Consider the following 13,556-nt stretch of genomic DNA (forward strand, 5'->3'; position numbering starts at 1 on the left):
AATCGTCGGTTGGTCACCCGTCTGTGAGCTCTCGCGCATAGTTGCCCATCGACCGCTGGTAGCGGGGGAGATGGGGCGCGAGGGCGCCGAGAACTAGGGCGAGGCCCTCGCGCTCGCGGCCGAGGTTGGCCAGACAGAGGGCGAGCGTCGCCCGGACGGCATCGTCCAATTCATCGCTCGGGGCGTCCAGTTCAGGGGTCAGGAGCGCGACGCCCTCCTCCGGCCGCCCGATGTTCCGCAGCGAACTGGAGAGCTGGATCAGGGTGCGACGCCGCCGATACCCGTCGAGCCCTCTCTTCAACGCTTCCTGGTACAGCGGCACGGCACGGTCCGAGTGCCCCGTGGAGTCGAACGCGCAGGCCCGCTCGAAGGGGGCGACGGGGCTCCCCTCGGGCAACTCGTCGACCAAGGCGTCGACGAGCCCCCGAAACTCCTCGCCGCGACCGTCGTCGTACTCCTCGACCGTGGCCCACGCATGGGCCAGCCGCTTTTCCCACTCCATATCCATGGCCACACTTTCGCATGGCGTAACCCCGCCCGAACAAGCCTTTTCCCCACCCGCCCGATTGCCCCGCGGCCCCCAAGGCGGCGCTGGAACCGCAGGGCCGCGATCCGCCTCAGCCGACCCCCCACTCACTGAACTCCACAGTCCCCCGCCCCCCGTCGCCCCCATTGGTCGCACTCATGAACAGCCCCACATCCTGCGCCGCCGGAACCCCCGGCACCGTCACACTCGCCACCACCCGCCAGTTGGCCCCGCCGTCCGTCGAGCACGAGCCCGTCACCGTGTCCCCCGCCCGCGCGAGACGCAACAGCACCGGAGCCTTGATCCCCGTGATCCGCTTGTACGTGTCCAGCGTTCCGTCGCCGTTCGTGTCGTACGACAGCACCACCCCGTTCGCCGGAGTGACCGCGAGGTCGACGAAGCCGGGTGACCCCGCCACCCCCATCGCGTTGCGCGCGATGAGCCCCGCCCGCGCCCAAGGACCCGTCACCGCCTGGGAATCGACCCGGACCGTCACCGTGACCCCGTCCCGCAGGGCACCCTCCCGGTACAGCGTCCCGAACTCCGTCGTGCCCTTCCACAGGTCCGCGCCCGCACCGTTGATCGCGTAGCGGCCGTCCAGCTCGCCGAACACCGCGGAGTTGTTGGAGTACCTCTTCCAGCTCGCCCCCACCGGACCCGCCTCGAACAGCACGCCCTCGTGGACGGCCTCCACCCGCCGCTCGCCCGCAGGCCCGTACCGCACAGCGATCTCGTACGGAAGCGGCCGCAGCGGACGGTCCAGCGGGGTCCCCGGCGCGCTCGCGCGCCACGCCACCTTGCCCGTGCCCGCAGGAGCGACCCGTGGCAGGGACACCGGACCCGAGGGCTCCGCGTCGATCCCGCTCAGCCGGAAGTCGACGCGGCCCGTGGCCCGCAGGCCGTTGACGTTGCGGAATACGGCCTCGACGCGCGCACTCCCGCCGGGCGGAAGCGACGGCGGGTCGGCGACGACCTCCAGCGAGCCCTGGTAGGGCGCGCGGGACAGCACGTCCTGGACCCGTGAAGCGGTCCGGTACGGGTCGCCGATGCCCCGCAGCGGATAGTCCTTGCGCTCCCGGGTCCACGGCTCCTCCACCGCGAACCAGTCCACCTCGCGCGGCTCACGCCCCGAGGCCAGGGCGTCGGCCAGTTCGTCGAGCCACTTCTGCCACCGGGGGACATAGAAGTCGGCCATCAGACCGGCCCATTCACGGTTCCCGTACTCGTGCAGCTTTCCGCCGTCGGACGTCGCCCGGTCACCCCACACCGTGATCAGCACCTTGGCGGTCCGCTCGAACTCCGCCCGCTCCGTGTCACTCGTGCCCATCCGACGCGCCGACTCCACCCAAGGGCCCAGCAGGAACGCCGAGTTGGTCGCCACCAGTTCGTCCGACAGGCGCATCAGCCGCAGCCACAGCGTGGACAGCGCGCGGAAGGTGTCCGCGTCCTCGCGCCGGTACGCGGACCGGAGCTGCGGCAGCAACTGCCGGCTCCGGTGCGCGAGCGCCTGCCGGGCGACGTCCACCACGTCGTACCGGTACGCGGCACTGCCCCGCAACGCGCCACGGACCCCGAGGAGGCCGGTGAGCGCCGCGTCGAAGCGGCCGGGGTCGTACGTCATCGCACGTGGCGCGTACTCGGCGGCCCGGTTCGCCGCCAGGTCGGGGCGGGCGGCGAACAGCGAGTCGTGCGGGTCGCTCCGCTCGACGGCGGTGTGCCGGTAGGCGGTGTCGTGCAGCGCCCGCCAGGCGCGACTCGCATCGGTGTCCCGCCCGCCGTAGCGGAAGCCCGCATAGCCGTCGAACCAGGTCTTCAGGTCCAACTTCGTCTCCGACCAGGCGAGTTCGGAGAAGAGCTCGAACGCGGCCGGGTCCCGGTCCGTCGCCTCCGGCATGAACGCGGTGCCCGCGAGCGCGCTGCCGCCCTTGTCCCGCCACGCGAAGAACTTCTCGTTCCAGATGTGGGCCCGGGCGCCGATCGTCGTACGGCCACCGAAGTTGGGGATGGTGCCGAACGCGTACGGCGTTCCGCCCCAGTCCTTCTCGCGGTCGGTGACGCTCGTGTACCGGTCGGAGACCCCGTCCACGATCAGCATCCGCCGCCGGTCGATCGCGTCGAGCAGCTCGGGCAGCGGATTGGCCTCCCAGCCCAGGATCACCCAGGTCGCACCGGGGCGCGCCTTCCGCAGGGCCGCTTCCACTCCGCGCGCCGCGTCCGGCACCGGGACGTCCCCGGCCGTGCCGCCCTCGTGCAGCAGGTCCATCTTGAAGTTCTCGGCCGCTCCGAAGAGCTGCTCCTGGTGCCGGTAGAAGGAGGCGGCGACCTTCCCGAAGGACGAGGTCCGGGGGTCGAGCCAGTCAGGTCGCTTGAACCCGTGCCAGATCCCCTGCGGCACCACCCGCGCGTCCCCGCCGTTGCGCGCCACGAACCCGTCCGGAACGTGCCCGTAGTAGCCGGGAAGGACAGGCGCCATCCCCAGGGAGCGCAGCCGGTCCACGATCCTGCGCCCCAACTCGGCTCGCTGATCGATGACTTCGGGCGACAGCGGCCCTCCGTACCCCGACAGGTTCTGCAGCAGCCACCACGCCTGGTGCGACGGCGCGGGCAGCCACGCGCGCGCCTCCGCGTCGCTGTAGCCGAAGTCCTGGAGAACCCGGTGGTAGACGGCCTCCGCCCCCGCGATCACCAGGACCTCGTTGCAGCCGTGCAGGGCGAGCACGTCGATCATGCGCTCCCAGTACGCCCAGTCGGCGTACGGCGCGGTGTACCCGTCGTTCGTGTCGTTCAGGGCGAACCGGTGCGGGAGCGAGGTGGACCGCTCCAGCGGGCGCGACGGCGCGGGGAGCCTGTTCGGCAGGTCCAACTGGTCGCCGTTCCAGGTGATATGGGCCCCGCAGGTGTACTTCAGGTACCAGTGGACCCCGGTGAGCAGCACAGCAGGCGTCGTGCCGGACACGTCGATGCGCCCCGTCGTGCCCGAAACCCGGAAGCGGTCCGCGCCGCCCTTCGCGGGGACGAGTCTGAGTCGGAACTGTTCCGCGTGATGCGGCAGGAGTCTGTTGAGTGCTGAGCGCGCGGAATCCGTATCGAAGGCGAAGGCGGGGCCCTGGACGGGCCCCTCGGCGGCGTGGGACGGAACCGCCACACCGCCGACGGCGGCACCGAGGCCGATGGCCCCGGCGGTGCCGAGCACGGAACGTCGGGACGGATCGGTCATGTGTACCCCCTGGGTCGAATGGTGCGGCGCACGGTATCCGTGCGGCGTCCTGCGCTCAACGGTGCATACGGAGATGGCGAGTTCACCTCGCCTGAAGGGACTGGTGGGACGATGAAGGCAGCGCGGAAGACGCTTGCGGGCGTGAGCAAGGGCATGCGTGGGCGCATGCGTACGGGCATGGGTGCGGGACTGCTGCTGATGCTTGTGGCGTGCGGCTCGGACGGCGACGACGCGGTGCCGGACACGGCGAGCGGCAGCCTGGAGCAGCTGGCGGCCAAGGCGCGATGCAAGCCCGACATCCAGACGGACGCGGCCGAACTGCGGCAGGCCACCTGTGACAAAGGTGCCCGCCGCTACGTCCTAGTAACCTTTACAAATGCCCGTGGCCAGGCCGAATGGTTCGACGAGGCGACCGATTACGGCGGCACGTACCTCGTCGGCAAGAAGTGGATCGCGGTCGGCGAGGAGAAAGTGGTCATGCGGCTGCGCGGCCGGCTCGGTGGGACGGTGGAGAAGTCCTCGCACCACTCGGGGAGTAGCGGTGGTGGGGATCACGAGGACAAGAGCCCGGGGCAATCGGGCCACTCCGGTCACCACACGAGCTGACCGCGCAGCGGTACGGGGGGTCAGCTTGCGTAGGGGGTCTGTCGGTCGGGCGGGTCGGGCGGTCGGTAGGGCGGGTTGGCTCAGTTGCAGCGCTGGCCGCTGTTGATGCACTTGGCCATGCGGTTCATCAGGCCCTCGTCGAAGACGTTGATGAAGTCACCGTGATCGGTGATCGGCTTGTGCAGCTGCTCGGGGAACGAGTCGACCGCGAATCCAGGACCGGGCGGCACGTCGTACACGATGCGCTGCACCAGCTGCGGAATGGCCTTGAACCCCTGCGGGCAGGCACCGCTCTCCTGGTCGGCGAAGGCCACGTGCGTACGGTGGTTGGCGCTGTCGGTGTTCTGACCGTCCCAGCAGCTCTGGAAGTTGAAGGTCCGTACGACCTGGCTGCCTTCGGGGCAGATCGGATACTTGTCCTTCAGCTGCCGGTCCTCGAAGCCCGTGCAGCTCCAGGACGCGTTGGCGTTCACGTCACCATTGGTGAGCGCCTTGGCGTCACCGGTGATGATGCGCAGGAAGCGCGGCATCGCGACGACCTTGCCCGTCGGATTCCCGGCGAATTTCAGCGTGACCGAGGACGGTGTCTGGATCTCGCCGACATTCTGGTCCTTGCCGCCGCCGTCCGCCTGGGCGTCGTTCTCGTCCTGTCCGTTCTGCAGCCTCAGGACCGGCCAGTAATAGGTGGACTTGTCCCCCTGGTTCCGGCACGTGGTGTCGCCGTTCGCGAGATCGTCATCTCCGGAGAAGGCGTCCGTGGCCTGATTGCCGACGTAATCGTGCATATGGTGAGCGCCATTGCTCACGCCGGGCGCGGCGATGACATTGTCCGGATTGAACTTGCCGTTCTCGTTCGTCCCGCATTTCGTGGTGAACGTGCCGCGCGAGGCGCCGCGCTGTTTGTCGGGGCGGTTGACGTTGGGCTGGACGGAGTTGATGTCGACGAAGTCGCCGGCCTCGGGTCCGTTGCCGTTCTGCTGGTCCGGCGGCTGCTCCGCTCCGTCACCGGGTGGCTGCTCGCCCCCGTCACCGTCGCCGGGCGGTTGTTCGCCGCCGTCCTGCGGAGGCTGTTCCTGCCCGCCGTCCCCGTCCTGCGGGGGCTGCTGCTGCCTGGTCGAGTCATCCGCCCGCATGGTGCACGGCGCCATGCCGTCCATTCCTTGGGGTGGCTGCCCGCCCGCCTGGTCGATCGAGGAGCCGATGCCCTCGATCGTCGGCCGCCGCTGCTCCTCCAGCGGTTCGAGCACGGCCTCGGCCTGCTCGGTGTCCTGTGCCTCGGCGAACTTCTCGTACGCGGCGGTGATCTGGGTGTCCAGCTCCGCGAGTTGCCGGTCGACGTCCTGGCGGGCGCCGTCCGGCACATCCGACAGCTGGGTGCCGACATCCGGGCAGCTGATGGTCGCCAACCCCAGATTGCCGCCCTGCTGGCCGGACTGGGTCCTGGCGGACGGCGAACCGGAGCTTTCCCCGGCGTTCGCGTAGACATTCACCGCGACCATTCCGCCGCCGCCCAGGATTAGCGCCGCCGAGGCGGCGATCGCGCGCCCGGCGAGTTTTGATCGTTTCCGTGATGTGCGTCGTGGTGTGCGTCCCATGGGACTACGTACGCAACAGGAGTCGGCCCCGTTCAATCACGCGCGGAATTCCCCGGCATTCCCTCCGGGAAGCTCACCGGTGATCTTCTCAACGTCCTTGATCCAGATAGGCGAGTACGGCGAGGACGCGCCGGTTGTCGTCGTCCGAGACCGAAAGGTCCAGTTTCCCGAAGATATTGGACGTGTGCTTGGCGATTGCCCGCTCCGTCACGACGAGTTCCCCGGCGATCGCCGCGTTCGACCGGCCCTGCGCCATGAGTTCGAGCACCTCGCGCTCGCGCGGCGTCAGTTTGCCGAGCGGCTGGTCCGCCGACCGCCGTGACAGAAGCTGCTGGATCACCTGCGGGTCCATCGCGGTGCCGCCCGCGGCGACCCGGCGTACGGCGTCGATGAACTGTTCGGCGTCGAAGACCCGGTCCTTCAGGAGATAGCCGACCCCGCCGTTCCCGTCCGCGAGCAGCTCGCGCGCGTACAGCTGCTCCACGTGCTGGGAGAGCACGAGCACGGGCAGCCCGGGCCGTGCCCGCCGCGCGGCGAGCGCGCACTGCAGTCCCTCGTCCGTGTGGGACGGCGGAAGCCGTACATCGACCACGGCGACGTCCGGCTCCAACTCGGCCAGGGCCTTGGTGAGTTCGGGCCCGGTCTCGACAGCGGCGGCGATCTCGAAGTCGAATGCCTCCAGCATCCGGACCAGACCGTCGCGCAGCAGGAAGAGATCTTCGGCTAGGACAACTCGCAAGGGATCTCCATGGTCACCATGGTCGGGCCGCCCGCGGGACTGCTGACGGCCAGTACGCCGTCGAATGTACCGAGTCGGCGTTCGATCCCGCTCAGCCCTGACCCCGCCCCGATGGACGCGCCGCCCTTGCCGTTGTCGGTGATCGCGATGCGCAGCATGCCCTCCGCGTGGTGGATGTCCACCCAGACGCGGTCCGCGCCCGCGTGCTTGATGGTGTTCGTCAGGGACTCGCTCACCGCGAAGTACGCGGCCGCCTCCACCGGCTCATCGGCCCGCCCGAACAGCTCCACGTCGACGTCCGTCTGTACCGGAAGGCGCAGCGCCAGGGCCTTCACCGCGTCGCCGAGGCCACGCTCGGCAAGGACCGGCGGGTGGATGCCGCGCACCAGGTCACGCAGCTCGGTCAGCGCCTCGCCGGAGTTCTGCCGGGCCTTGGCGATCATTTCCTTGGCCTTGGCGGGGTCCTTCTCGATCATCGCCTCGATGGTGCCGAGGTCCATGCCCATCGCGACCAGGCGGGCCTGTGCGCCGTCGTGCAGATCCCGCTCGATGCGGCGCAGCTCGGCGGCGGACGAGTCCACGGCGTCGTGGCGGGTCTCGGTCAACCGGTCGACGCGCTGGGCCAGTTCACGCTCCCGCATCGAGGCGGTGGGCGCGAGGAGCGTCCGGGCCAGGAGGAAGTGGCCGCGCACGATGGAGGGGTTGGCGAAGACGCCGGTGACGCCGAGCGCGGTGCCGAGCAGGGCGGCCATGTTGGCGGTGGACTGCGAGGTGACGTGGATGAAGCCGTACCACTCGCCGCCGCCCGCGTTGTAGATCGGCTCCCAGACGCCCAGGGCGAGGACATAGCCGTACACCCAGTAGAGCAGCAGCGAGGGCGCGAGGATCACCGTGACGAAACCGGCGGTCATGTCGACGAGCAGCCACTGCAGATCACGCCAGGTCGCCGGGTCCTTCAGCATCAGCGAGGTGCGCTCCACCTGTCCGGTGACGCCGCTGCGCAGGTCCGCGGGGAACGGGCGGTAAGGAGTCGGGATGCTCACGTCCGACCACGCGCCGGCCTGGGCACGGCGCAGGCCGGCCCACTCGCGTACGCCGGTCAGGACCACCGGAGTCGTGAAGACGCCGATGCCGAGCAGGATGAAGGCGATCGAAAGGACCGACAGCACAAAGAGAGTGATCGAACCGGCGAGCGTGGCGATCGCCAGGTAGAGCCCGCGGGCTCCCGCGATCACGGATTCACGGACCCTCGTCATTTTCTGATCCCCATCTCTTCAAGCGTCATGAACGCATTCTCGCCGCTGGGATCGGCGCGGGTCATTGGGTCCGGCACCCGAGCGGGGGTGTACCTGACGACACCCCTGTTCATGGCCCTGTGCTTCGGACAGTGGGGGCTTCGGCGGCTGGGTGGGCGGGCCCCGGATTTCTAGCGTTGGCCACGTCATCAACCGGCTTATCCAAGGCTTACTTATGGGGGCGAAACGCCATGAGGCCAAACCTCGCGGCACGACTCGGTGTGTGGAGCGCACACCACCGGAAGACGGCCATCCTCGGCTGGCTGCTCTTCGTCGTGCTCGCCACGACCATCGGCGGGGCCTCGGGCATGGTCACCGCGTCCGACGACGAGATGGGGGTCGGCGACTCGGGCCGGGCCGCGACGATCCTTCAGGACGCGGGCGTCGAAGAGCCCGCCGGTGAGCTCGTCATGGTCAGCTCCAAGACCGCGGACGGCTGGCGGGACGCGGCGAGCGACCTCTCCAAGGCCCTGACCGCGACCGGCGATACACGGGAGATGCAGGCGCCGCTGCCCTCCGAGGACGGCAAGGACGCGCTGCTCCGCTTCGAGATGAAGGGCGCGTCCGACGACGCGGCCGACCGCGTGCAACCGGTGCTCGACGCGGTGCAGAAGGCCAAGGACGACGGGGCCGCGAACGGCATCTCCGTCTACCAGTTCGGCGACGCGAGCTCCGAGAAGCACCTCGGCGACCTGCTCTCGGACGATCTCACCCGGGCCGAGTTCACCGCGGTGCCGTTGGCGCTCGGCATTCTCCTGGTGGCCTTCGGGGCCGTGGTCGCGGCGCTGCTTCCGGTCGGACTCGCGCTGACCGCGTGCATGGGGGCCTTCGGCCTGCTCTCGCTCGCCAGTCACCAACTGCACCTGTTCGAGACGACGTACTCGGTGATGTTCCTGATGGGGCTCGCGGTCGGCGTCGACTACTGCCTGTTCTATCTGCGGCGCGAGCGGGACGAGCGGGCCGCGGGACATGACGCCGAGACCGCGCTGCGGATCGCGGCGGCCACCAGCGGCCGTGCCGTGCTTGTCTCAGGACTGACGGTGATGGTCGCCATGGCGGGCATGTTCCTGTCCGGCCTGCTGCTCTTCAAGGGCTTCGCCGTCGCCACGATCCTGGTGGTGTGCGTGGCGATGCTGGGCTCCGTGACGGTGCTTCCTGCGCTGCTCTCCGCCCTCGGCGACCGGATCAACGCGGGGCGCATCCCGTTCCTGAACCGCAAGAACAAGAAGGGCGTGCACGCCAGCGGCGGCATCGCGGGCAAGCTGCTTCGCCCCGTCCTCGCCAAGCCGAAGTTCTTCGCCGTCGGCTCCGCGGTCCTGCTGCTCGCGCTCGCCGCTCCCGCGCTCGGCATGAAGACCGAACAGCTGGGCCTGGAGAAGCAGTTCGGCTCCGACGCCCCGCTGTCGGTCTCGTTCCGGGAGATCACCGATGAGTTCCCGGGCGGCCCCGCGCCTGCCCAGGTGGTCGTCAAGGCGGACCACGCGGGCGACATCGAGTCGAAGGAGACGCGGGCCGCGCTTGCGGCGGTGATGCGGGACGCCGGCAAGGGCGCCGAACTCACCGTCCACAAGAGCGCGGGCGTGGCCGAGATCGACGTACCGCTGCCCGGTGACGGCAGTGGCGCGGAGTCGAAGAAGGCGCTCGGCGAGCTGCGGGACGACGTGGTCCCCGCGGCCTTCGACGGCCTGGACGCGCAGGCGTACGTCGGCGGTGACCTCGCCTCGTCCGAGGACTTCAGCGACCAGCTCAGCAAGGGCATCGTGCCGGTGTTCGCCTTCATCGCGGCGGTGACGTTCCTGCTGATGCTCTTCAGCTTCCGCTCGGTGGTGATCGCGGTGACGTCCATCGGCCTCAACCTCCTTTCGGTGGGCGCCGCTTACGGTGTGATGACTGCGGTCTTCCAGCACGGCTGGGGCGCGGAGCTGATCGGCTCCGAGCAGGTGGGGGCGATCGAGAACTGGATGCCGCTGTTCGTCCTCGTGGTCCTTTTCGGCCTGTCGATGGACTACCACGTGTTCGTGGTCTCGCGGATCCGTGAGGCGCGGGACAGCGGCCTGGACAACCGCGCGGCGATCCGCGAGGGCATCACACGGACCGCGGGCGCGGTGACCGGCGCGGCCGTGATCATGGTGGCGGTCTTCGGGGTCTTCGGCACCCTGTCCATGCAGGACATGCAGCAGATGGGCGTGGGCCTGGGCGTGGCGGTCCTGCTGGACGCGACGGTCGTACGGATGGTGCTGTTGCCGTCCCTGATGACGCTCCTGGGCGAGCGGAACTGGCGTACGCCGCGGTGGCTTTCGTGGCTGCCGCGGGTCTCTCACGGCGAGGGGCCGGCACCTGAGCAGTCTGCCCCCCGGCCGGTTCCGTCGGCCACGATGTAGGTGCTGCGTTGGGAGGTGGGGTTGGCTGCGGGCCCGGTGGGGGCTTGTCGCGCAGTTCCCCGCGCCCCTTGCGGGGCGGCCGGGCTGGAGATACCCAGCCCGGCCGCCCCGCATTTCCCGTTACAAGCCCAGCGCCTTCGCCTCCAACTCCGGGGGAACGCCCTTCGCTCCCCGGTCGGGCAGCTGCGGTGCCACCCCGCCGAGGGACTGGATCCAGGCCCACGTGTCCGCGACCGTCTCCGCGACCGGCCGCGACCGGAGCCCGGCGGCCACCGCCTTCTCCGTCGAGGTGCGGTGCATGGTGTCGTGCAGCTCGCCCGGCGGGAGCCACACCGGGAGCTGCGACCACGGCTCGATGCCGTGCTCGGCGATGACCGAGGGGTCGGTCCACCGCAGTTCCACGTCGGCCGCGCCCGCCACCGCCACGCACGCCTGAAGGAATTCCCCCATCGTGGTGTGCGCGATGGGGGAGACGATGTTGTAAGGGCCGTGCAGACCCGCGAAGGCCGCGTCGACGACCCACTCCGCGAGGTCCCGCACGTCGACGAACTGCAGGTCCAACTCCCGTGGCCCCGGGGCAAGCACGGGCCCGCCCCGGGCGACCCGGTTCAGCCACCACGGCAGCCGCCCGACGTTTTCGTACGGGCCCAGGATCAGCCCCGCACGGGCCAGCACCGTGCGCTCGGCGCCGAACTCCCCGACGGCCGCGAGCTCCCCGCCCCGCTTGTCCTCGGCGTACGCCACCGAATCCGCGTCGGGATCTCCCTCGACCAGGGGGTAGTTCTCGTCCGAACCCGCGACCCCCGGATACCGGTACACGGACCCGCTCGACACATACACATACCGTCCGGCCCGCCCCGCGAGCAGCCGCGCCGACTCCCGCACGACACGCGGCGCCCCCGACCACGTGTCGACGACGACGTCCCACTCCCCGTCGAAGGCGGCGAGCGCGTCGAGGCCGCCCTCCGCCGTACGGTCACCGAACAGCGACACCGCACCGGCGGGTGCCTCATGGCGTCCGCGATGGAAGACCGTCACCTCCCAGCCACGCGCGAGCGCCGCCTCGACGATGGCCCGCCCCACGAACTCCGTACCACCCAGCATCAGAAGTCTCATGGCGACGACTCTGCACGTCACGCGCCGCCCGGGGAACCGGGTTCTGCTAGCGGCAGAGCCCGGCCCCCCAGGGAACCCGGAGGTCAGCGGGTTGCCGGCGGTGCGTACTTGTAGCCCACCCGTCGCACCGTCTGGATCGTCTGGCGGTGCTCGGCGCCGAGCTTGCGCCGCAGCCGTGCGATGTGGACGTCGACGGTGCGCCCGTCGCCCACGTGCCCGTACCCCCACACCGTGGTGACCAACTGGTCGCGCGTGTGCACCCGGTGGGGGTGGGCGACGAGATGCGCGAGCAGCTCGAACTCCAGATAGGTGAGGTCGAGCTGCCTGCCGTCGACCTGTGCCGCCCGCTGTACGGTGTCGACCCGGACAGGCCCACCGGAAGCAGGCCCCTGCTCCTGCCCGGTCACCTGGAGCGGCTCGGGCTCGGCGGTGACGGGCTCCTGCCCGGCCGGTACGAGGACCAGGTAGCCGATCATCGGCGGCTGGCCCGGCAGGGTGGGCAGCGTGTGCTGGGGCGCGGGCAGCCAGGTCGCGCCCGGCGGCAGGAAGTCGGTGATCTGCGCCACCTCGTCCGGGGCGACGGCCCGCAGCCGCCCACGGGCGGGGCTGGTCAGGGGCGTGGCGGTGGCGGTGGAAGCGGTGGATGCCGAGAAGGAACGAGAGTTCGCCATGGAAGTCAGCTCTTTCGCGCGGAGGAGTCGTCAGTCGTCAAGGACGTACGTACGTCGTGCGCGTCAGGCGAAGGCCGGGTGAACGGCTTTAGCGGGCCTGCGCGTTCATCGCGCGGCAACACACCCGGTCGAAGTCATGGTGCTGACGGGAAGGCCAGAACGGCTCGAGGTCGTGGTGACGACCCGTCGCGGTGTTCCCGTAGCTGCCCATGACCCCATTGAAGCAGATGGGAGGGGCAGCGGTCTCCCATGCCGAAGGGGGCGCCCGCCGAATCGGCGGGCGCCCCCTTCAGGAACGTACAAGGAGAGCGGGATCAGACCTGGCCGGCCTTCTCCAGGGCGGTGCAGCAGGTGTCGACGAGCAGCCGCGTCACGACGTACGGGTCGACGTTCGCGTTCGGGCGGCGGTCCTCGATGTAGCCCTTCTGCTCCACCTCGACCTGCCACGGGATGCGGACCGAAGCGCCGCGGTCCGAGACGCCGTACTTGTACTCGTCCCACGGAGCGGTCTCGTGCAGGCCGGTCAGACGGTCGTCGATGCCTGCGCCGTAGTTCTTGACGTGGTCGAGCGGCTTCGAGCCCTCGCCGAGGGACTCGCAGGCGGTGATGATCGGCGCGTAGCCCTCACGCATCGCCTTGGTCGAGAAGTTGGTGTGCGCGCCCGCGCCGTTCCAGTCGCCCTTCACCGGCTTCGGGTCGAGCGTGGCCGACACCTTGAAGTCCTCGGCGGTGCGGTAGAGCAGCCAACGGGCGATCCACAGCTGGTCGGAGACCTCCAGCGGGGCGAGCGGGCCGACCTGGAACTCCCACTGGCCCGGCATGACCTCGGCGTTGATGCCGGAGATCCCGAGGCCCGCCTTGAGGCAGTTCTCCAGGTGCGCCTCGACGACGTCACGGCCGAAGATCTCGTCCGCGCCGACACCGCAGTAGTAGCCGCCCTGCGCGGCCGGGAAGCCGCCGACGGGGAAGCCGAGCGGGCGGTCGCCCTCGAAGAAGGTGTACTCCTGCTCGATGCCGAAGATCGGCTCCTGCGAGGCGAACCGCTCCTCGAGCTCGACGAGCGCGGCACGGGTGTTGGTCTCGTGCGGCGTCATGTCCGTGTTGAGGACCTCGCACAGCACGAGTACGTCGTCGCCGCCGCGGATGGGGTCGGGGCAGGTGAAGACCGGCTTGAGCACACGGTCGGAGGCGTGACCCTTGGCCTGGTTGGTGCTGGATCCGTCGAAGCCCCAGTTGGGGAGCTCCGCGCCGTCCGCCATTATCTTCGTCTTCGAACGGAGCTTGGCGGTCGGCTCGGTGCCGTCGATCCAGATGTACTCAGCCTTGAAGGTCACGGGGCCATCCTTTAAATGCTCGGTACGGCGCAGAACGTGCGGGTGCTGCGGTGCCGTGGTGATGCGGGCAGCCTGC

10 protein-coding genes are annotated in these 13,556 nt (G+C 69.9%); 2 read left to right on the forward strand and 8 right to left on the reverse strand.

All coding sequences use genetic code 11. The annotated features are described in order from the left end of the window. Positions 1-13 precede the first annotated feature (13 nt). Both ABD378_RS01240 and ABD378_RS01245 read right to left on the reverse strand, forming a co-directional pair. The gene (locus ABD378_RS01240; RefSeq protein ID WP_344518348.1) at positions 14-508 is read right to left on the reverse strand and encodes a tetratricopeptide repeat protein; all 495 of its coding nucleotides are present in this window, start codon (positions 506-508) and stop codon (positions 14-16) included. Between the two features lie 109 nt (positions 509-617). Beyond that, positions 618-3,743, reverse strand: coding sequence for an alpha-N-acetylglucosaminidase (locus ABD378_RS01245; RefSeq protein WP_344518349.1), 3,126 nt, complete (start codon positions 3,741-3,743; stop codon positions 618-620). Between the two features lie 153 nt (positions 3,744-3,896). On the opposite strand from ABD378_RS01245, the gene ABD378_RS01250 reads away from it, so the two are divergent. Continuing rightward, positions 3,897-4,349, forward strand: coding sequence for a hypothetical protein (locus ABD378_RS01250; RefSeq protein ID WP_344518393.1), 453 nt, complete (start codon positions 3,897-3,899; stop codon positions 4,347-4,349). A gap of 80 nt (positions 4,350-4,429) precedes the next feature. Here the strand turns inward: ABD378_RS01250 and ABD378_RS01255 are convergent, their stop codons facing one another. The 3 genes from ABD378_RS01255 to ABD378_RS01265 all read right to left on the reverse strand — a co-directional run bounded on the left by ABD378_RS01255 (position 4,430) and on the right by ABD378_RS01265 (position 7,939). Continuing rightward, on the reverse strand, positions 4,430-5,944 hold the full coding sequence (locus ABD378_RS01255) for a DUF1996 domain-containing protein (RefSeq protein ID WP_344518350.1): 1,515 nt from the start codon (positions 5,942-5,944) through the stop codon (positions 4,430-4,432). Positions 5,945-6,032: 88 nt separating this feature from the next. Then, positions 6,033-6,683 (reverse strand): LuxR C-terminal-related transcriptional regulator, encoded by a 651-nt coding sequence (locus ABD378_RS01260; protein WP_160504692.1) that lies wholly within the window; start codon positions 6,681-6,683, stop codon positions 6,033-6,035. Beyond that, complete coding sequence (locus ABD378_RS01265) at positions 6,668-7,939, reverse strand: sensor histidine kinase (RefSeq protein WP_344518351.1); 1,272 nt, start codon at positions 7,937-7,939, stop codon at positions 6,668-6,670. The genes ABD378_RS01260 and ABD378_RS01265 overlap by 16 nt, the downstream gene beginning before the upstream one ends. Before the next feature lie 230 nt (positions 7,940-8,169). Between ABD378_RS01265 and ABD378_RS01270 the strand changes: the two genes are divergently transcribed. Continuing rightward, entirely contained in the window at positions 8,170-10,359 is a 2,190-nt protein-coding gene (locus ABD378_RS01270) for an MMPL family transporter (RefSeq protein WP_344518352.1), read from the forward strand. Between the two features lie 120 nt (positions 10,360-10,479). Here ABD378_RS01270 and ABD378_RS01275 read toward each other — a convergent pair whose 3' ends face one another. The 3 genes from ABD378_RS01275 to glnII all read right to left on the reverse strand — a co-directional run bounded on the left by ABD378_RS01275 (position 10,480) and on the right by glnII (position 13,480). After that, positions 10,480-11,475, reverse strand: coding sequence for an NAD-dependent epimerase/dehydratase family protein (locus ABD378_RS01275; protein ID WP_344518353.1), 996 nt, complete (start codon positions 11,473-11,475; stop codon positions 10,480-10,482). Between the two features lie 83 nt (positions 11,476-11,558). After that, positions 11,559-12,146 (reverse strand): winged helix-turn-helix domain-containing protein, encoded by a 588-nt coding sequence (locus ABD378_RS01280; protein WP_344518354.1) that lies wholly within the window; start codon positions 12,144-12,146, stop codon positions 11,559-11,561. 314 nt (positions 12,147-12,460) lie between these two features. Then, on the reverse strand, positions 12,461-13,480 hold the full coding sequence (glnII, locus tag ABD378_RS01285) for a glutamine synthetase (protein WP_344518355.1): 1,020 nt from the start codon (positions 13,478-13,480) through the stop codon (positions 12,461-12,463). Positions 13,481-13,556 lie beyond the last annotated feature (76 nt).

The organism is Streptomyces rectiviolaceus, from assembly GCF_039533825.1.
In the GTDB taxonomy this organism is placed as follows: domain Bacteria; phylum Actinomycetota; class Actinomycetes; order Streptomycetales; family Streptomycetaceae; genus Streptomyces; species Streptomyces rectiviolaceus.

Bases quoted from the DNA above. Each gene is read 5' to 3' on its own strand.
- ABD378_RS01265 (WP_344518351.1), bottom strand. From the start codon at position 7,939: ATGACGAGGGTCCGTGAATCCGTGATCGCGGGAGCCCGCGGGCTCTAC.
- ABD378_RS01245 (WP_344518349.1), bottom strand. From the start codon at position 3,743: ATGACCGATCCGTCCCGACGTTCCGTGCTCGGCACCGCCGGGGCCATC.
- ABD378_RS01250 (WP_344518393.1), top strand. From the start codon at position 3,897: ATGCGTGGGCGCATGCGTACGGGCATGGGTGCGGGACTGCTGCTGATG.
- ABD378_RS01280 (WP_344518354.1), bottom strand. From the start codon at position 12,146: ATGGCGAACTCTCGTTCCTTCTCGGCATCCACCGCTTCCACCGCCACC.
- ABD378_RS01255 (WP_344518350.1), bottom strand. From the start codon at position 5,944: ATGGGACGCACACCACGACGCACATCACGGAAACGATCAAAACTCGCC.
- ABD378_RS01275 (WP_344518353.1), bottom strand. From the start codon at position 11,475: ATGAGACTTCTGATGCTGGGTGGTACGGAGTTCGTGGGGCGGGCCATC.
- ABD378_RS01240 (WP_344518348.1), bottom strand. From the start codon at position 508: ATGGATATGGAGTGGGAAAAGCGGCTGGCCCATGCGTGGGCCACGGTC.
- ABD378_RS01270 (WP_344518352.1), top strand. From the start codon at position 8,170: ATGAGGCCAAACCTCGCGGCACGACTCGGTGTGTGGAGCGCACACCAC.